This window comes from Lysinibacillus sp. BNK-21 (assembly GCF_048684915.1).
In the GTDB taxonomy this organism is placed as follows: Bacteria; Bacillota; Bacilli; order Bacillales_A; family Planococcaceae; genus Lysinibacillus; species Lysinibacillus capsici.
In genome coordinates this window covers 3,543,934-3,564,149 of record NZ_JBLQTS010000001.1, presented here as the reverse complement: position 1 = coordinate 3,564,149, position 20,216 = coordinate 3,543,934, and the positions used below count along the sequence as shown (strand labels likewise).

Annotated in this window: 19 protein-coding genes; all 19 read left to right on the top strand. The window is 37.9% G+C overall.

What is annotated here, in order from left to right:
• Nucleotides 1-337: 337 nt before the first annotated feature.
• The 19 genes from bshC to ACMGGO_RS18080 all read left to right on the top strand — a co-directional run bounded on the left by bshC (nt 338) and on the right by ACMGGO_RS18080 (nt 20,152).
• Complete coding sequence (bshC, locus tag ACMGGO_RS18170) at nt 338-1,954, top strand: bacillithiol biosynthesis cysteine-adding enzyme BshC (RefSeq protein ID WP_420282117.1); 1,617 nt, start codon at nt 338-340, stop codon at nt 1,952-1,954.
• Nucleotides 1,955-2,208: 254 nt separating this feature from the next.
• The gene (gene mraZ / locus ACMGGO_RS18165) at nt 2,209-2,640 is read left to right on the top strand and encodes a division/cell wall cluster transcriptional repressor MraZ (RefSeq protein WP_004224832.1); all 432 of its coding nucleotides are present in this window, start codon (nt 2,209-2,211) and stop codon (nt 2,638-2,640) included.
• A 62-nt stretch (nt 2,641-2,702) separates the two neighbouring features.
• Nucleotides 2,703-3,653 carry a 16S rRNA (cytosine(1402)-N(4))-methyltransferase RsmH gene (rsmH, locus tag ACMGGO_RS18160; protein ID WP_048394669.1) on the top strand — a complete coding sequence of 317 codons (951 nt, stop codon included), beginning with the start codon at nt 2,703-2,705 and terminating at the stop codon, nt 3,651-3,653.
• Entirely contained in the window at nt 3,654-4,025 is a 372-nt protein-coding gene (gene ftsL / locus ACMGGO_RS18155) for a cell division protein FtsL (RefSeq protein ID WP_004224836.1), read from the top strand.
• Complete coding sequence (locus ACMGGO_RS18150) at nt 4,022-6,244, top strand: penicillin-binding protein (RefSeq protein ID WP_115673792.1); 2,223 nt, start codon at nt 4,022-4,024, stop codon at nt 6,242-6,244. The genes ftsL and ACMGGO_RS18150 overlap by 4 nt, the downstream gene beginning before the upstream one ends.
• Before the next feature lie 57 nt (nt 6,245-6,301).
• Entirely contained in the window at nt 6,302-8,218 is a 1,917-nt protein-coding gene (locus ACMGGO_RS18145) for a stage V sporulation protein D (protein ID WP_048394665.1), read from the top strand.
• 125 nt (nt 8,219-8,343) lie between these two features.
• Entirely contained in the window at nt 8,344-9,315 is a 972-nt protein-coding gene (gene mraY / locus ACMGGO_RS18140; protein ID WP_048394663.1) for a phospho-N-acetylmuramoyl-pentapeptide-transferase, read from the top strand.
• Nucleotides 9,315-10,664 carry a UDP-N-acetylmuramoyl-L-alanine--D-glutamate ligase gene (murD, locus tag ACMGGO_RS18135; protein WP_048394660.1) on the top strand — a complete coding sequence of 450 codons (1,350 nt, stop codon included), beginning with the start codon at nt 9,315-9,317 and terminating at the stop codon, nt 10,662-10,664. The genes mraY and murD overlap by 1 nt, the downstream gene beginning before the upstream one ends.
• A 40-nt stretch (nt 10,665-10,704) precedes the next feature.
• On the top strand, nt 10,705-11,784 hold the full coding sequence (gene ftsW / locus ACMGGO_RS18130; protein WP_048394659.1) for a putative lipid II flippase FtsW: 1,080 nt from the start codon (nt 10,705-10,707) through the stop codon (nt 11,782-11,784).
• 21 nt (nt 11,785-11,805) lie between these two features.
• Nucleotides 11,806-12,639, top strand: coding sequence for a cell division protein FtsQ/DivIB (locus tag ACMGGO_RS18125; protein WP_048394656.1), 834 nt, complete (start codon nt 11,806-11,808; stop codon nt 12,637-12,639).
• Nucleotides 12,617-13,345, top strand: a complete 729-nt coding sequence (locus ACMGGO_RS18120) for a DUF881 domain-containing protein (RefSeq protein ID WP_048394654.1) — start codon at nt 12,617-12,619, stop codon at nt 13,343-13,345. Before ACMGGO_RS18125 ends, ACMGGO_RS18120 begins: the two co-directional genes overlap by 23 nt.
• A gap of 123 nt (nt 13,346-13,468) precedes the next feature.
• Nucleotides 13,469-14,188, top strand: a complete 720-nt coding sequence (locus tag ACMGGO_RS18115; RefSeq protein ID WP_036077135.1) for a DUF881 domain-containing protein — start codon at nt 13,469-13,471, stop codon at nt 14,186-14,188.
• 3 nt (nt 14,189-14,191) lie between these two features.
• On the top strand, nt 14,192-14,563 hold the full coding sequence (locus ACMGGO_RS18110) for a small basic family protein (RefSeq protein WP_048394651.1): 372 nt from the start codon (nt 14,192-14,194) through the stop codon (nt 14,561-14,563).
• Nucleotides 14,564-14,658: 95 nt separating this feature from the next.
• The gene (gene ftsA, locus ACMGGO_RS18105) at nt 14,659-15,942 is read left to right on the top strand and encodes a cell division protein FtsA (protein WP_004224856.1); all 1,284 of its coding nucleotides are present in this window, start codon (nt 14,659-14,661) and stop codon (nt 15,940-15,942) included.
• Between the two features lie 53 nt (nt 15,943-15,995).
• Entirely contained in the window at nt 15,996-17,153 is a 1,158-nt protein-coding gene (gene ftsZ / locus ACMGGO_RS18100; protein ID WP_004224858.1) for a cell division protein FtsZ, read from the top strand.
• Nucleotides 17,154-17,335: 182 nt separating this feature from the next.
• Nucleotides 17,336-18,169, top strand: coding sequence for a sigma-E processing peptidase SpoIIGA (locus ACMGGO_RS18095; RefSeq protein ID WP_054549862.1), 834 nt, complete (start codon nt 17,336-17,338; stop codon nt 18,167-18,169).
• A gap of 13 nt (nt 18,170-18,182) precedes the next feature.
• A complete protein-coding gene (sigE, locus tag ACMGGO_RS18090) occupies nt 18,183-18,890 on the top strand; it encodes an RNA polymerase sporulation sigma factor SigE (RefSeq protein WP_009373518.1) in 708 nt (235 codons plus the stop codon).
• Nucleotides 18,891-19,004: 114 nt separating this feature from the next.
• Complete coding sequence (gene sigG, locus ACMGGO_RS18085; RefSeq protein WP_004227313.1) at nt 19,005-19,778, top strand: RNA polymerase sporulation sigma factor SigG; 774 nt, start codon at nt 19,005-19,007, stop codon at nt 19,776-19,778.
• 131 nt (nt 19,779-19,909) lie between these two features.
• Nucleotides 19,910-20,152 carry a PRC-barrel domain-containing protein gene (locus ACMGGO_RS18080; protein WP_225340754.1) on the top strand — a complete coding sequence of 81 codons (243 nt, stop codon included), beginning with the start codon at nt 19,910-19,912 and terminating at the stop codon, nt 20,150-20,152.
• Nucleotides 20,153-20,216: the final 64 nt, after the last annotated feature.

The following is a 20,216-nucleotide window of genomic DNA, read 5'->3' as shown; positions in this document are numbered from 1 at the left end:
AAATCATTCTGTGGGGATGAGAATATGGATTGCATTCATAAACCTTCGAAACTAGAAGTGTAGTTCAGTGATATGAGGAAGTGAACCAGCGCATGTTTTTTTCTACCGAAAGCAAAGTTAGGTATAGAAAATATTTCTCGAGGGAGAATGATGGCTTTTAAATCGAAATGTCTGCTGCAACATTGTTGCCTAAAAGCCGCTAATAGATGCCGCGGATTTTTTTGAGCAATTTGAATGTCAAGGCAACATTGAAAGCCTCATGTGCATAGTATGAATGAAATTCAATTTCTTGTTATGAGTAAGGAAATGATTTAGTGAGTAGAGGAGTTTATGTTAAATGAAACTGGAGTCAATCCAAGTACCTATAAAAAATCATGTACTAGCAGATTACTGGTCGCCAAATACTGCCATTCATCAATTTTTTGAGTATGAATACAATGATCAAGCTTTTGAGAAAAGAGCGGAGCATTTAGCGCGAAATTCCCGTGATCAAAAAGAGTTAACAACAATCATCCGTCAATTTATGGAGCCGCTGGGGTTATCCAAAAAAACGAATGAACATTTAGAACAACTAGAGCAAGGAGCTATGGTAATAGTTGGTGGACAACAAGCAGGTATCTTAACAGGCCCTCTTTACTCCGTTCATAAAGCTATTTCAGTTATTGCATTAGCGAAAGAGCAAAGTACGAAGCTTCAACAGCCTGTTATTCCTGTTTTCTGGATAGCTGGAGAAGATCATGACTTAGAAGAAATCAATCACACCTATACGGTACATGGGGAATTGCTGAAAAAAAGAGCTTATGGGGAGCGCTCTAGACGTAAAACGATGGCTTCTGCAACAGCCCTCAACAAAGAGTCGATGACGCAATTAATTAATACAATTATTCGTGATATTGGAGAAACAGAGTATACAGAAACGCTGATTAAGCAATTAGTTGACGCATTGAACAATAGTGAAACATTTACAGATTTCTTTGCCTGTCTAATGAATCAATTATTCAAAGAGGAAGGCTTATTATTAATCGATGCCGCTAACTTTGAATTCCGTCAATTTGAACATAAATATTTTGCTCAAATTATTCAATCCAATGAAGAAATTGCTAGAGTAGTAACGGAAAAGGAGCAAGAGCTTGAACGTGCTGGCTATGGTAAGCCTATTTTAGCAACATATGAAGCCGCCAATTTATTTTACGTAGAAGATGGGGAGCGACATCTTTTAGAAAGAAAAAATGATCTGTTTGTTAATTTAGCGGCAAACCTTAAATTTACACAAGAAGAGCTATTAGAAGTGGCGCATAATCATCCTGAACGTTTAAGTAATAACGTAGTAACTCGCCCATTGATGCAGGAGATGACATTGCCAGTATTAGCGTTTGTTGGAGGTCCAGGAGAGCTAGCTTATTGGGCGACACTGAAAAATGCATTTTCAGTGCTAGATTTACAAATGCCGATTTTTGCTCCGCGCCTACATATAACTATTGTCACTCGTCATGTAGAGCAATTATTACGCGAGCATCAACTAACTGTTACTGACGTATGGGAAGGGAAAGCATTACACCTGAAAGAACGTTTTATTGCAGATGTACAGGACAGTGAAGCCAAACGTCAAATTCAAGCTATGCAGCAGTTGTTAGTAGAAAAATATGAAGAGCTAGCCTCCTATTTAGAGAAACAACATCTGCAATTAGATAAGATTCTTGAGAAAAATCAAGAAAATCATGCGAAGCAATTTGACTATCTACAGCAAAAAATTGAACAAACTGTATTGGGTAAGCATGAAACGACGATTCGTAAATTTATGACATTGCAAAATGAATTATATCCGAATGATGGTTTCCAAGAGAGATCCTTTAATCCGTATCAATATTTCAATGAGTTTGGACCTATGTTAATTACTGAAATGCTGAAGCAAAATTATAGCATCGGTAAACACCACTATTTACTTTATTTATAAAATTAATAAACAGATACTTTTTACCTAAGTAGTAATTTGATATCCTGTGAATTTGATGAATAATGTCGAGATAAATAGTATTTAAAGAGCTATCCTACCAGGGGTGGCTCTTTTTTTGTATCATTTAGCACATGTCAAAAAAATTCCTAAAGGTCTAATTGCATATTAAGTGATAAAATGTCAAGTTTTTTTTAAAAAAAGTGGAGGAAAGTGGGGGGATGTGGTACATTATTTAATAAAGTGGGGTGAGTAGTATGTTCATGGGAGAATATCAACACTCCGTTGATGCGAAAGGGCGATTAATCGTACCGGCAAAATTTCGTGAAGCTTTAGGCGAAACGTTTGTTGTCACAAGAGGTCTCGATAACTGTCTATTTGGCTATCCTATGAATGAATGGCGAAAACTCGAAGAGAAATTAAAAGGTTTACCAATGACCAAAAAAGATACACGAGCATTTGCGAGGTTTTTCTTTTCTGGAGCAACAGAGGTAGAGATAGACAAGCAGGGGCGTATCAACATCCCAGCTACCCTTATGCAGCATGCGCATCTAGTAAAAGAATGTGTGGTGTTGGGTGTTTCAAATCGAATCGAGATTTGGGCTAAGGATGCTTGGGAAGCTTACTTTAGTGAATCTGAACAATCTTTTAATGAAATTGCAGAAAATATGATTGGCTTTGATTTTTAACTTGTAATAGGCATTACAACGTGATAGTTGAATGAGGTTAAGGCCTGAGAGGAGCGAGTGGTATGTTCGATCATACAACCGTGTTATTAAAAGAAACTGTTGATGGGTTGAACATAGATCCTGATGGTGTATATGTGGACTGTACACTAGGTGGTGCGGGACACAGTGAATATCTAGTACAACAATTATCAGATAAAGGCCGCTTAATTTGTTTTGATCAAGATATGACGGCTATTGAAAATGCGAAAATTCGATTAGCACCTTATATAGAGCGTGTTACATTTATCCATTCGAATTTCCGTTACTTAAAAGAAGAACTATTAGCTCATGGCATTAAGCAGGTTGATGGTATTTTATATGACTTAGGCGTATCTTCTCCACAATTAGATACACCTGAGAGAGGCTTTAGTTATCACCACGATGCACCACTTGATATGCGTATGGATCAAACTGCAACACTGACAGCATCAGATGTTGTTAATCAATGGGCATACGAAGATCTTGTTCGTATATTTTTCCGTTATGGAGAAGAAAAGTTTTCTAAACAAGTTGCCCGTAAAATTGAAGAGGCTCGAAAAACAGCACCGATTGAAACAACTGGTCAACTTGTAGAATTAATTAAAGAGGGTATTCCAGCAGCGGCACGCCGAAAAGGTGGACATCCGGCAAAGCGCATTTTCCAAGCAATAAGAATTGCTGTTAATGATGAGCTAGGCGCAGCAGAGGATTCATTAGTCGATGCGATTGATATGATTAACGTAGGGGGGCGCATTAGTGTCATTACGTTCCATTCATTGGAGGACCGCCTATGCAAGACAATCTTTAAGGAAGCGTCATCATTACCGGAATTACCGCCAAATTTACCTGTAATTCCTGATGACATGAAGCCAACTTTAAAGCTTATTACACGAAAGCCTATTATTCCTTCTGATGAAGAATTGGCAGTTAATAATCGTGCGCGTTCAGCGAAGCTTAGAGTGGTGGAGAAAATTAACGACAAAGGGCGTGAGTAAATGGCAGCAGTTCGTGTAAGGCAACAGCACCAACATCAACAAGTGCAACAACCGATAACACCACCTAGTCCACAACCCACTATCATACGTCGTAAAAAAACGAACCAGAAGTTTGAAAAGACAATGCTAATTGTTTTAATTGGCATTATTGCTGTACTAGGAATTCTTGTATTAAATAAACAAGCAGCGATTCAAACAACAAGTATAGACATTCAAAAAATCGAATCAGAAGCAGAAGAGATTGCGAAACAGAATGTTGACTTAACGGTTCGTGTAAGTGAACTTTCTACATACGAAAACATATGGAAAAAAGCCAAAGAACTCGGTTTAACTCAAAATGAGAAAAATGTAAAGGTAGTGCCGGGAGAATGAAAAAAAAGAGATTTCGATTCCAATGGGGAGCCTTTCTATTATTAATTTTTTATGGAGGGCTCTTTTTTCTATTATTCACAAGAATGGTGACATTACAGGCTACAGGTGAAGTGGAAGGACAAGAGCTTGCAGCGAGAGCAGCAGCTAAGTATGGTAAGGAAAGTGTAATTACAGCTAATCGTGGGAAGATTTATGATCAAAATGGACAAGTAATTGCAGAGGATACATTGAGTTATCGCATGATTGCCATTGTAAGCGAAAAGGCTACAACAGATCCAAAGAATCCTCGTCATGTAGTGGATTCGGAGAAAACGGCAAAAGTACTAGCGAAATATATTCCAGCGATGAAGGAAAAGGAAGACGAGATTGTTAAAAAATTGAACAATCGATATAGAAGTGATGGTGAACCTTTATATCAAGTTGAGTTTGGTAGCGCAGGCCGTGGCATTAGTCACGAGGTCATGAGTAAAATAAAGGAAGAAAAATTACCAGGAATTCTCTTTGTGAGTGACTTAAAACGGTATTATCCAAATGGTGTATTTGCCTCGCATTTAATTGGCTATGCTCTCAAAAAAGATAATGAAGATGGCACGGTTACAACCAAGGGAGAAATGGGTCTAGAATATACGTATGATAAAGAATTAACAGGCGTTAATGGCAAGGTGGAATATGAGACAGATGCTTTCCGCTATTTGCTTCCAAACAGTGAGAAAATGATTACACCTGCAAAAAATGGGGACGACATTTATTTAACACTTGATAAAACAATCCAAAGCTTCTTAGAGGAAGCAATGACAAAGGTTGAACAGGAATATAATCCTGAGTCCATGACCGCGGTAGTAGCAGATCCGAAGACTGGAAAGATTTTAGCAATGTCACAGCGTCCTACATTTAACCCAGAAACACGTGATAGTCAAAATATGAAGTGGCTGAATGAGGTGATTGAGGAGACAATTGAGCCTGGCTCGACGATGAAAACTTTCACGCTTGCTTCAGCTATCGATACGGGAAAATGGACACCGAATGACTCATTTAAATCAGGATCATATACAGTGTTTGACCGTACGATTCGAGATCACAATAGATATGGTTGGGGTTATATCACTTATTTACAAGGGTTCCAACGCTCTGCCAATACTGCTATGGCCCATTTATTAACAAAGATTGGCGATGATGTATTTATTGATTATCTAGACCGCTTTGGTTTTGGGCACAAAACGGGTATTGATTTACCGAATGAAGCAACGGGTACTATTTTATCGAAGTACCCTATTCAAAGAGTAACAACAACTTACGGCCAAGGTTCTACAGTAACACCTATTCAGTTAATCCAAGCGATGACTGCTATTGCGAATGATGGCAAGATGATGCAACCGTATGTTATCGACCGTATTGTTGATTCTTCTACTGGGAAAATTATTCAAAATCATGAGCCTGTTGAAAAAGGACAGCCGATTAAAGCTGATACAGCGAAACAAGTACGAGAAATCCTAGCTTCAACGTTAACATCAGAATATGGTACAGCTAAGGATTTTATATTGGAGGATTATGAGGTTGCAGGGAAAACGGGTACTGCCCAAATTCCGAAAGCTAGTGGTGGATATCTTTCAAACCAATACCTTTATTCATTTTTAGGTTTGGCTCCTGTAGATGATCCACAGCTAATTGTATATGTCTCAGTGAAAAAACCTAAGCTGAACAATGAGCTTGGATCTGTACCAGTATCAAAAGTCTTTAATCCAGTTATGTTAAATAGCTTAAAGCACCTTAATATCAACCCAGACGATGTTCAACATGTCAATAAAGTCAGTATTCAGGACTTTACAGGTCAAAGTGCTGAAGCGGTTGAAGTAGAATTAGCCAATGATGGTTTACAACCAATTGTTGTTGGTAGTGGTGGTAAAATTATTGAACAATATCCAACGAACACTCAAAAGCTGGTAAAAGGTAGTTTTGTATTTTTAAAGACAGATGGCGAGGTAACATTGCCTGACTTTACGAATTGGTCATTACGTAATTTACTAGTCTTCAAATCTATGACTGGACTAGAGATGGAAATATTCGGCGAAGGTTTTGTAGCAAGTCAAAGCGTTTCAGCTGGAACCGTCATCACTGATAGTTCCCCGATTGTTGTTAAGCTCAAAACACCTGCTGAAAGCTTTGTACAAGACGTTGAAGCTGCCTCTGAGGGTGAAGTTGAAGAAGTAGAGGATGAATAATACTGAATAGAAGTCCACTTTATTTCATACGTTGTAAAAAACAAGGTGTGATGTCGAATGAAGTGGATTTCTATCCATTCTAAAAAGCGTTTACGTATTTTATATGTGTTGTTTATGTGTGTAGCAGTGGCAATTGTTGTTAGGTTGTTCTTTTTGCAAGTGTTAGATCAAAAAGAATTGACTACTAAGGCAGAGGAGAACTGGGACAGGGAAATTCCATTTGCGAATGAACGAGGGCATATAACAGATCGAGATGGAGAGAGTATTGTAACTAATAAGCTAGCGCCTACTTTATATTTCATGCCTTCACAAAGTGATGATATTGAAGGAGCTGCTGAAAAAATTGCCCAGGTTCTAGAAGTGGATAAAGCGAAGCTATTAGAGAAAATGCAAAAAAAAGCGTACTTAGTGAAACTAGCACCTGAAGGCAAAAATATACCTTATGAAAAAGCAGTAGAATTACAAGGCATGCAAATTGAAGGATTGTATAGTGGTGTTGATTATTCTAGGGATTATCCTTATGGCACGCTATTATCTCGATTTTTAGGTTTTACGGGGTATGATGCCCAAGGATTAGCTGGGATTGAATATGAATATGATAAATTTCTGCAGGCTAATTCTTCTGCTATCCGTCTCTTTACAGATGCAAAAGGTAATAATTTGCCTAATGTTTCAAGTGCTTGGAAAGCAGGAGAAGATGGTGCTACGATTGAGCTAACAATTGACGTTGATGTACAGCAAGTCGTAGAGCGCGAAATATCGCAAGCAATGAAGCGCTATGAAGCTGACCAAGCACTAGCGATTGCGATGAATCCAAACACTGGCGAAATTTTGGCATTAGCCTCTTATCCTACTTTCCACCCAGCGGAATATCAATTAGTAGAGCCAGCCATCTACAATCGAAATTTACCTGTATGGATGACGTATGAGCCCGGTTCTACTTTTAAAATTATTACCCTTAGTGCTGCGTTGGAAGAAAACTTAGTGGATTTGGAGCATGAAACCTTTTATGATCCAGGTTATACGATGGTGGCGGGAGCAAAGCTTCGCTGTTGGAAACGTGAAGGACATGGGCATGAAACCTTTTTAGAGGTGGTTGAGAACTCCTGTAACCCAGGCTTTATAGAATTAGGTCAGCGTCTAGGCAATGAGCGATTACTACAATATATTAAAGACTTTGGTTTTGGAAAAAAGACAGGGTCTAATATAGCTGGTGAAGCATCGGGTATTTTATTTTCCAAGGATGCCTTTGGTCCTGTTGAGCAGGCCACCACTTCATTTGGGCAAGGGGTAGCCGTGACACCTATTCAACAAGTTCAAGCAGTAGCTGCTGCCATAAATGGAGGCAAGCTTTATACGCCATATGTTGTGAAAAAGGTATTTAATCCAAATACAGGTGAAGTCATACAAGAAACGCAACCAGTTGTTAAAAATCAGGTAATTCGTGAAGAAACCTCTGCTAAGGTTCGAGGTGCTTTGGAATCAGTAGTAGCGAATGGTTCAGGTCGACAAGCCTTTCGAGACGGACTGCGAATTGGTGGTAAAACTGGAACAGCGCAAAAAGTTGAAAATGGCCGTTATAAAAGTGGAGAATACATCGTATCCTTTATTGGCTTTGCACCAGCAGACAATCCGCAAATTGTTGTCTATGTAGCTGTTGACAATCCGAAAAAGACAACCCAGTTTGGTGGTGTTGTAGCAGCACCTATAGTGGGGCAAATTATTGAGGATGTTGCGCCTTTTGTAGGTATTGAAAAATCGAAGGAACAACTGGAAAAGGATTATCGTTATGGTGACCCAATTACTGTGAAGGTACCGAATTTTATTGGTCAAACAAAGGATGATATTGCCAAGCAATTTTATCCATTCCGTATTGAATGGCATGGAGAAGGGACTAAAATTGGTAATCAATTACCTGAAGTGGATAGTGTTATCAAACAAGATGGTACCATTCATTTATATTTGGAGAACTAAAATAACTTTACCTTTAAAAAATGGGAAAGAACCACTATTATTATGAAGGGTAGTAATAATAAAATGAAAGTTAATGCTTTTTTCTTAAAGAAGAAAGTGAAACAAGATTTAAAGGAGATTTTTCAATGAAACTCGCAACAACACTTACCATTTTAGCTCTTGCTTTTATAGTAACAGTTATCCTGGCACCAATTAGTATTCCACTTCTTCGTCGTCTAAAGTTTGGGCAAAGTATTCGAGAAGAGGGACCAAAATCACATATGAAAAAAGCTGGTACACCAACAATGGGGGGAATCATTTTCTTAATATCCATCCTCGTAACAACTGTTGGTGTAGGTAGCTTTTTAGATTTATTAACGACACAGACCGTAGTACTTTTATTAGTATTAGCAGGATTCGGCTTAATAGGTTTATTAGATGATGGTTTAAAGGTTGTATTTAAAAGAAATTTAGGTTTAACCTCTCTTCAAAAATTGATTGGTCAAATTGTTATTGCTATTCTTGCGTATTTCCTTCTACATGTAGGATCGTTTGATACAACGTTAGCTATTCCATTTACGGAGTGGACTATTGATCTAGATGTATTCTATGTAGCCTTTTTAATTTTTTGGTTAGTAGGCTTCTCCAATGCAGTGAATTTGACAGATGGACTAGACGGGCTAGTGGCGGGTACTGCCTCAATTGCCTTTGCAGCATTTGGTGTTATTGCGCTATTCCAAAGTCAGGCAGATATTGCACTATTTTCGTTTGCTGTAACAGGTGCTTTATTAGGCTTTTTATTATTTAATGCAAATCCTGCAAAGGTATTTATGGGGGATACGGGGTCATTAGCATTAGGTGGAGCATTAGCTATGGTATCTGTCTTAGTAAAAGAAGAATTCTTGCTTTTACTAGTTGGCTTAGTGTTTGTGATCGAAACACTTTCCGTTATTTTGCAGGTAGGTAGCTTTAAGCTTCGAAAAAAGCGTATTTTTAAAATGAGCCCTATTCATCATCATTTTGAATTATCCGGTTGGTCAGAATGGAAAGTAGTGCTTGTCTTCTGGTCAACTGCCTTAGCAGTAGCATTAATTGCAGTCTTATCGGAGGCGTTCTAATGAAAAACTATACAGATTTACAACATAAAAAAGTACTTGTGTTAGGTCTAGCAAAAAGTGGTGTGGCCGCTGCTGAAATTTTACATGAGCTTGGTGCATTTGTAACAGTAAATGATTCAAAACCATTTGATGAAAGTCCAGATGCACAAGGGCTCTTACAGAAGGGGATTACAGTTATCTGTGGTCGCCATCCTGAAGATTTACTTGATGAAGGCTTTGAGTTAGTGGTAAAAAATCCAGGTATACCTTATAGCAATCGAATTGTGGCTGATGCCCTTAGTCGAGAGATTCCAGTCTGGACAGAGATTGAGCTAGCTTTTTTAATTAGTGATGCACCATTTATTGGTATAACAGGCTCAAATGGCAAAACAACGACGACAACTTTAATATTCGACATGTTAAGTAACGGAAGTAAAAATCCTTTAATTGCTGGAAATATTGGGACAGTTGCTTGTGGCGTCGCAAAAGAAGCTAATCAAGATGACATCATTGTAACAGAATTGTCTTCTTTCCAATTGATGGGGATTAAAACGTTTAAGCCTAAAATTGCTATTTTGACGAATCTTTATGATGCGCATCTAGACTATCATGGAACATTTAATAACTATGCTGAAGCGAAGTTTGGCGTAACTCGTAATCAAGATGACAGTGATTATTTTATTTATAATGCCGACCAACCGATAGTGGTTGGATATGCAGCACAATCTCATGCACAGAAGATTCCATTCAGTTCGAAGGGGCGTACTGCAAATGGAATTAGTGCAGATGATACAACAATTTATTGGCAAGGTGAACCATACATGGATCGCGCGAACATTGCCTTGCCTGGTAAGCATAATTTAGAAAATATCCTAGCAGCCGTGGCAGCCTGTATTTTAGTTGGCTGTGACAAAGAGAAGATGGAAGAGGTTTTAGCGACATTTGGTGGAGTTAGACACCGTACACAATTCGTACGTGAATGGAACGGTCGTAAGATTTACAACGACTCTAAGGCAACCAATTGCTTAGCGACAAAGAGTGCTTTAGATGCTTTCCAAGCTCCTGTCATTTTACTCGCAGGTGGCTTAGATCGTGGACATTCTTTCGAAGAGCTTCGCCCTTGTATGAGTCATGTAAAGGGTGTTGTTGCGTTTGGAGAAACTGGCTTACGATTTGTAGAATTTGCAAAATCGTGTGGTGTCCAACATACCGTCATTGCTCAAAATGTAGAAGACGCTGTTCAATATGCAGCACCGATGTCTGCAGAAGGAGATGTTATTTTACTATCTCCAGCATGTGCAAGTTGGGATCAATATGACAGCTTTGAAATACGTGGAGATGTTTTTATTGATGCTGTAATGAAGCTGTAATGAGCCTGTAACTATTTTAGAATATACTTGACTTGGAAGGATGGCATTACTGAGAGGTAAAGAAAGCTACTTATTGCTCGTCACAACTTTGATGCTATCAATAATCGGCATTATTTTCGTCTATTCTGCAGGTACCTATTGGAGTGCCGTTCATTATAGTGGAAAAATGCCGTTTTATATGAAGCAAAGCGTATACTTTGTGGTAGCCATTGTCGTATTTTTAATCACGATTCGATTAAATATTTTGAGAGAGCAGTCCTTTTGGAAAATGGCCTATATATTTTCGTTAATTTTACTCGTTCTCGTCCTGATTCCTGGTATAGGATTAGTGCGAAATGGTTCGCAAAGCTGGATTGGTGTAGGTCCATTAACAATACAGCCGGCAGAGCTAACGAAAATTACCGTCATTGTGTACTTGAGCCATATATTAGCCCAACATAAAACGGGCACTCCTGTTGTTAACTGGCGACATGGTTTTATCCTGTTACTTCCTGTTGTTCTTATCATGTTGCAGCCGGATTTTGGCTCAGTATTTATTCTCGTTGTATCTGTGTTTTTATTGTTTTTTGTCGCTGGCTATCCTCTAAAATTATACGCCATGATTATGCTAGCTGGTGTCGCTGGATTAGTAGGTCTCATAGCGACAGCGCCATATCGTCTAAAGCGTATAGAAGCATTTCTTGATCCATGGGCTGATCCCTTGGTTAGTGGGTTCCAAGCGGTGCAATCTTTAATGGCTATCGGTCCAGCAGGGATTTTTGGGCATGGCTTTGGACAAAGCCGACAAAAGTTTCTGTATTTACCAGAGCCTCAAAATGATTTTATTTACGCCATTATTTTAGAAGAAGTCGGATTGATTGGTGGCCTCGTTATTTTAGTGCTTTTTGTACTAACGATCTATGCAGGCTATAGATTTGCTGTACAGGCTAAAAACCGAACGTCCTATTATGCGATTATCGGGCTAGTCACAATGCTTATGGTGCAGGCTTTTCTAAATATAGCCGTAGTAATAGGTTTAGTGCCAGTAACGGGTGTTACATTACCTTTTATTAGCTATGGTGGAACATCTTTAGTAACAATGTGGTTAATAATAGGTATTATTTATCAATTAGCGAAATAAATATAAAGGAGGAGTACTTTTATGGAGAAAGTAATTGATATAGAAGAACGCATACCTACGCTAAAAAAGCGACGAAAAAAGCGTACAAACCGGAAATTTATAGTGCTAATATTACTTTTCTTTATTGTGTTAGCAGTACTCCTTTATTTTCAATCTCCATACAGTAACATCAATAAAATCACTGTCAATGGTGCGAAGCTAGCGAATGACCAATATTATTTGGAGGCAAGTACTCTTGCGCCAGGAAAATCAATGTGGAGTTTCAAAGTGGAAGATATTGAACAGATTTTATTAAAGGATAAATGGGTAAAAGAAGTACAGGTTAACCGTAACTGGTTACAAGGCGTAACAATTGATATTAAAGAATGGAAAAAAGTTGCGTACTTAGCTGGGGATGGGACTTATTATCCTTTGCTAGAAAACGGCAAGCGCTTTGAACAAACGGGAAATGATACACCCATTGATGCACCTGTTTTTATCGGGATAACTGGTGAAAAGACAATTAATAAGCTTGTTGAACAGCTAGCACAATTAAAGCCCGAAGTATTAGCTTTAATTTCTCAGGTTAACACGAATAGTAATGAAGCAAATCCAAATGCAGTAAAGCTTTATATGAATGATGGCTACGAAGTACGTGCTGTTATTCAGACACTAGCGGAAAAGTTAAATTACTACCCCTCTATCGTCGCACAAATTGCTAACTTAGAAAAAGGTGTGATTGATTTAGAGGTCGGTTCATACTATCGTCCTTTTAACGAGGAATACAACAAGATTAGTATTGACATGGAAGTAAATGCAGATGGTGAAATGGTTAACCAGGAAGTGACAGAAGATGAACAACAAGAAGACGAATAGCAAAGGTAGTTTTTTTACTAGAAAACAATTCGAATTACTAATTGTTTGTGTAACAACAGGATTTATCATCGGCTATTCATACAACCAGGCGAAAGATAATCGAGAAGCAGGCACTATTAATTCTGAGCTTTTTGAGCAAGAAGATTCTTATCGTGAGGAGCTAATCACTCAACAAGAGCGCAATAAAGAACTTACGGAAGAACTAAATCATTTACAAGAACAAATTCGGAAGTATGAAAAATCCTTTGCTTCAAACGAAAAGGACTACAAGAAGCTTGTTGAGCAAGCAGAAGATTTACGGCTTTTACTCGGTGAACTAAAGAGTGAGGGGAAGGGCATACGCATAACCCTTCAAGATGGAGACTATGATCCAAAATCCTTAAATCCAAATGACTATATTGTCCATGAAAGTCATGTATTTAAATTGTTAAATGAACTAAAAATTTCAGGCGCGCAAGCTATTGCTATTAATGGACAACGTGTATTAGCGAGTTCTTATATTCGCTGTAATGGCCCAGTAATAACAATTGATGGTACACAACATCCAGCTCCGTTTGTAATCGAAGCGGTTGGTGATTCAGATACATTAATAGCTTCTTTAAACTTAAACGGGGGCGTGGTGGATCAATTATTAAATGACAATATTGTTGTGTCACTTGAAGAAAATCAGAAGCTTACCATGCCAAAAGTAAAAATAGAAAGTTAGGACAAGTTCTATACTTTAAACTTCATGTTTAATTTAGCCTTCAGTTATATAGTCGATTGTAGAAAATTATACAATTCAAAGTCGTATTCTGAGGGGCATACGATACGTCTAGGAGGGGCTATTTTGAAAAGAAATATGTACACCCGAATAACGATCGTGCTATTTATTATCGGTTTGATGATAGCGGTACAATACAATACCATACAAAAACCAGCTGAGCGAGATACACGAGATATTTGGGCAATAAGAGAGGAATTAGCACAAGAAAAACAAAGACATTCCGCACTACTGGCAGAAATTCGCTCACTTCATGAAGTAGTGGATCGCTATGAGCAATCTGAAAAAGTAAATCAGCAAGCAGCTTTAAATGAAACATTAAATCGTTTAAAGCTACAAGCAGGATTAACAGAAGTTATAGGGCCAGGTGTTGTACTTCGAGTTGAACCTGCACCTGAACTGATAGAAATGGGCTATGAAATTAAAGAGATTTCACCCGATTTGTTAACTCAATTATTGAATACCCTTTTTAAGAACAATGCTACTAATGTCTCAATTGATGGTAATCGGGTAGTACAAACAACAGCCATACGGGATATTAATGGTAAGACAACAGTAAACAGTATACCACTGTCTTCGCCTTCATTTGAGATATTTGTTGGGACAAGCGATTATAAAGCAGCACAAAAAATGTATAATTCCTTGCAGGCCTCAACATTTATAGACTCATTTTATTTAGACAATTTTAATTTAGTAATTGAAGAACCAATTGAACAGTTACAAATTCCAGCATTTGATCAGCCGTTGACAAATGATTATTTAGCAGAGGTAAAAAAAGGAGATTAATATATGTGGCTACCATTTTTAGGTTTGGTATTTGGACTTGCCCTTGGCTTGTTAACAAATATACAAATCCCCTCTATGTATGAAAATTATCTGTCAATAGCTGTTTTAGCAGCTTTAGATACATTATTTGGAGGTATTCGTGCTCAATTACAGCAAGTTTACGATGATAAAGTTTTTGTATCAGGATTCTTTTTTAATATAGTTCTAGCAGCAGGATTAGCTTTTATAGGAGTGAATTTGGGGATAGATTTGTATTTAGCAGCGATTTTTGCTTTTGGAGTACGTTTATTCCAAAATATAGCAATTATTAGGCGTATATTACTAACTCGGTTAGATGAGAAACGTCACAAGCGGAAAAAAACTTCCATAGAATGAGAGAAAAATTGACCAAAATACTCGATTTGCTTAGACATTATGCCAAATTTACAATAGAATGAAAACAAGAGCATTTTTCAAGGAGGTGCAGCGAATTGAATCAGCAAGATTTATACATTTCCCTTGATATTGGGTCCTCCTCTGTCAAGGTATTAATAGGTGAAATGAGTGACGGGCAATTACATGTAATTGGCGTCGGAAATGTAAAGTCGAATGGAGTTCGAAAAGGTGCAATTGTTGATATTGATGCAACAGTACAATCTATTCGAAAAGCAATAGAACAGGCCGAACGAATGACTGGTTATCAAATCCATGAAGTCGTTTTAGGCGTTCCAGCTAACCAGACGATGTTACAGCTAGTTAAAGGTGTTGTCGCTGTAAATAGTGAAAATAGAGAAATTACAGATGATGATTTAGACAGAGTGGTAGAATCTGCACAAGTCATGTCAATACCTCCTGAACGTGAATTAGTTAACATCATTCCAAGACAGTTTATTGTGGACAACCTTGATGAAATTAAAGATCCTCGTGGTATGATTGGCATCCGTCTTGAAATGGATGCAACAATGATAACGACATCCAAAACGCTTTTACACAATGTTCTTCGCTGTGTTGAGCGAGCGGGTTTAAGTATACGAGAAATATATTTGCAGCCATTAGCATCAGGCTACTTTGCATTAACAGAAGATGAAAAAAACCAAGGAACTGCCTTTATTGACTTAGGTGGCGGATCTACAACAATTGCAGTTTTTGAAGAGGGATTATTAACGCATACGGGTGTCATACCAGTTGGTGGTGATCATATAACGAAAGATATTTCAATCGTTTTAAAAACACCAACAGAACAAGCAGAACAAATTAAACACCAGTTTGGACACGCCTTTTATGATGACGCATCAGATGACGAACTCTTTGAAGTGCCTGTCGTGGGTACAGATTCTACTGATCAGTACAGCCAACGTTATATATCGGAGATTATCGGTGCTAGATTAGAAGAATTACTAGAGTTAGTTATAGATGAATTAGCACGTTTAGGTGTTAGAGATTTACCAGGCGGTGTAGTTTTAACTGGTGGTGTTGCAAAGCTTGAGGGGATTGCCCAATTAGCACGTCAAATTCTACAAACGCGTGTTAGAATCTATACACCCGATTATATCGGTGTTAGAGAGCCTTCATTTGCGACGGCAGTTGGACTTATTCGTTACGCCTATTTAGAAGATGATTTTTACGGTAAAAGTACGAATACGCAGCCTGTTGAATATGCAGTTGTAGGGGCTCAACCAGCTATAAGCAAAAAGCAAGAGTATTCTGCACCTTCAGAACCAAAAGAAAGCGTAATTGGGAGAGCAAAAAAATTATTTGATAAGTTTTTTGATTAACTAGAATGCGTAATGAATGATACAGAGTCGAGTTACCGTGGGAGGAAAAAGAGATGTTAGAATTTGATACAAGTGTTGATGAACTTGCAGTAATAAAGGTCATAGGTGTTGGTGGCGGCGGTAACAACGCTGTCAATCGAATGATAGAACATGGTGTACAAGGTGTTGACTTTATCGCAGTTAACACGGATGCTCAGGCATTAAATTTATCCAAAGCGGAAGTAAGGCTACAAATTGGGGCTAAATTAACGCGTGGATTAGGTGCAGGTGCAAATCCAGAAGTAGGAAAAAAAGCTGCTGAAGAGAGCAGAGAACAGCTAGAAGAGGTTTTACGAGGCGCCGATATGGTATTCGTGACTGCTGGTATGGGCGGCGGAACGGGTACTGGGGCAGCTCCAGTGATTGCACAAATTGCACGTGAATTGGGAGCCCTAACAGTAGGTGTTGTCACACGTCCATTTACTTTTGAAGGTCGTAAACGTCAAACACAAGCAATCGGTGGAATTGGCGGAATGAAAGAAGCAGTAGATACACTGATTGTGATACCAAACGACAAGCTACTACAAATAGTTGATAAATCAACACCAATGTTAGAAGCCTTTAGAGAAGCCGATAATGTATTACGTCAAGGTGTACAAGGTATTTCAGATTTAATTGCTACACCTGGTCTTATTAACTTAGACTTTGCTGACGTGAAAACGATTATGTCCAACAAAGGTTCAGCTTTAATGGGAATTGGTATTGCAACAGGTGAAAACAGAGCTTCTGAGGCTGCAAAGAAAGCTATTTCAAGTCCATTGCTTGAATCATCCATTGATGGTGCTAAAGGTGTCCTTATGAACATTACAGGTGGTTCAAATCTTAGCTTATTTGAAGTACAAGAAGCAGCAGATATCGTAGCTTCTGCATCAGATGAAGAGGTAAATATGATTTTCGGTTCTGTAATTAATGAAAATCTTAAAGATGAAATCATTGTTACAGTTATTGCGACAGGCTTCACAGAGGAAGCTTTACAGCAACAACGACCTACAGCAAAACCGACACTTAATATGAACAGACAATCTGCTCCACAGCAACAAGCACCTATTCGTGAACAACGACAAGAAATGCATGTTCAACATGAGCAGCCACGTCAAAATCAGCAAAATTATGCACAGGATGACATGCTTGAGGTTCCGGCATTTTTACGTAACCGCAAAAATCGTGGTTAATTAACTTCTAAAAAGCTCGTATTTTACATATGTAAAATACGAGCTTTTTATATTGTCTGCCATGATGTTCAAATGTGTAAGGAAACCATGTTTTTTGTCAAAACATTTTTAGGAAATGATGCGATTGTTTGACAATATTTGTGGGAGTAACGTGCTAACTTTGTAAGTAGGAGGCGGCTGTTATGTATGGAGAATGGCTGGTGCTCATTAATACGCTTTTTAATCTAGCGATACTCACGTTTACGGCAAGAGTAACAGGAGTCCTTGTAAAAAATTCAAGATTATTAATGAGTTCTATTTGTAGTAGTTTTGTAGCTGTCATTGGCGGTCAAATGCTGTGGACGACAATTCTTAGTTTTATATTGTTAATTGGTATAGCGTTTCACTTTAAGATTCGAAGCTTTCAGAAGCAAGGACCTATTGTGTTAACAGCAACGATCGTTATTGGCGGATTGTTAACAGCACTACAACCTTTTTTAAAAAATCTTTCTTCCACCCATTTCATTATGATTTGCTTTTTGCTTGCAGTTTTAAATCTTATTGCATTTTATAAGCAATGGGGTTTTGTAAAGTTAGAACGCTTAAGTGGTCAATTTGTATTTGATACAACTTTAACAATCTTTGGGGCAAAGATACCACTTTCTGCCTTTGTAGATACAGGAAATCAAGCCATTGAGCCATTATCAGGAAAGCCGGTTCATTTTGTTTCCTATACTGCTTTGAGACCACATTTACCTTCAGCGTTCCGGGAATCATTAATGGAATGGCAAGAAACAGATCCGTACAATGTATCTATGTTTTCAGAAGATTATCAGCGTTATATACGATTTATTCATGTCAATACAGTACAGCAGCAAACCGTTGTCCTTGGTTTTCGCTTTGATGAGTGGCATATAAAGGGGGAGCCTTCGCAAGTGAAAATGAATGAATATATCGTATTAACCAAAAAAGCTAAAAATTTTCCACATAGCACAGCAGCAATTTTACATTTTTCAGCGCTTTCAAATAACTCATAGAGGGGGAGAACTATTGCTTCTTAGGCTACTTGCTAGCTTGAAAAAATTATGGAGTAAGTTTCGGAGTCGTGAAACGTACTATATAGGGGGAAATGATTCATTGCCAGTGCCATTAAGTCGAGAAGAAGAAGTTACAGTCATTGCATCCTTTATGAATGGTGATTTACGAGCTAGAGACACACTAATTGAACGTAATTTACGTCTTGTTGTTTATATTGCTAGACGTTTTGATAATACGGGAACGCCAATCGAAGACTTAATCAGTATTGGCTCCATTGGTTTAATAAAAGCAATTGAGACGTTCAATACGGATAAAAATATTAAGCTTGCAACATACGCATCACGCTGTATTGAAAATGAAATTTTAATGCATTTACGAAAAACAAGTCGTATGAAGGGTGAAGTATCCTTAGATGAGCCACTAAATTCTGATGCAGATGGAAATGAATTATTACTGTCAGATATTTTAGGAACAGAAGAGCATATTATTTTAGATAATGTGGAGAAAAAAATTGAACGTCAGCATATGTTCCACGCTATTAATTTACTAGGTGCGCGTGAACGTTATATTATGGAATGTCGCTTTGGTCTCAATGGAAAAGTTGAAATGACACAAAAAGAAGTTGCAGATCATTTAGGCATATCGCAATCATATATTTCCCGTTTAGAAAAGAAAATTATTCAAGATTTACGTGAAAATTTAAATCAACCAATTTCTTAGAAAGGGAAATTTATCCTACCTAAAATTGGTCGCAGCTTTTGTGCATATTCTTGTTTCTCTCGGACAAACTGATGTCACGGTTTAGTCAGAGAATAACATCCGGAGGAATCGAATATGCGAACAAAAGTAGATCTTTGCGGCTTAGATACATCGACTTTGCCAATTCTAAAGCACGAGGAAATGAAGGAACTCTTTATCCGATTACAAGCTGGAGAAACAGAGATTAGAGAAGAGCTTGTGATGTGCAATTTAAGGTTAGTGCTTAGTATTGTCGGTAGATTTGCCTATAGAGGTGAACAGGCAGATGATTTATTTCAAGTAGGCTGTATTGGCCTCATGAAAGCCATTGATCATTTTGATTTAAAGCATAATGTACGATTTTCGACATATGCTGTACCAATGATTATTGGTGAAATTCGTCGCCATCTGCGTGATCATCATGCATTACGTGTATCTCGCTCTCTAAGAGATATAGCTTATAAGGCAATGCAGGCAAAAGAGCAATGGATAACCGATAATTTGCGAGAACCAACGATTGAAGAAATTGCCGAGATGATTGACATGAAAAAGGAAGACGTTTTATTTGCTTTAGATGCCATTCAAGATCCAGTTTCATTACAGGAACCCATTTATTCAGATGGCGGAGATGCTGTTTATATGATGGACCAATTACGTGATGATGATGTATCAGAAGATCAATGGGTTGCCTATGTGTCGGTAAAGGAAAGCTTGCAAAAGCTAGATGAACGTCAGCAAATGATCGTTGCCAAACGATTTTATTATGGAGAGACCCAAACTGAGATTGCCAAAGAACTTGGGATTTCTCAAGCACAAATTTCACGTCTTGAAAAAAATGCAATTGAAACAATGCAAAAAGATTACAAATAAAAAAATGCGCATCGTATAATTCGGTGCGCATTTTATCTTCATTCAATGAACAAATGATACATAAATATAAAGTAACAGCAAAGTTTGATGGTAGTAGAAATGTTTATACGAAAGTAAACAATAGAGGAGGTATGTCATTGCGTTTTTCGATGTTACAACAAAAAGAAGTCATTGAAGCAGGAAATGGACGATTTATAGGCTTTGTCATAGATGCTGAAGTATCAAAAGAAACAGGCTATGTGACAGCATTTTTGATTGCAGAGCCTCGCAAATATCTTGGTTTTTTTAAAGGTGAAGAGTCTGTGAGAAAAGTGTATATGAAGGATGTGCTTGTTGTTGGTAAGGATGTCATTTTAGTCAAAGCCCTTTCCTAAGACATAGGCACATTAAAATTGTGAGAATTGTATGCTGACATAGGTCAGGCTATTCATTGATAAA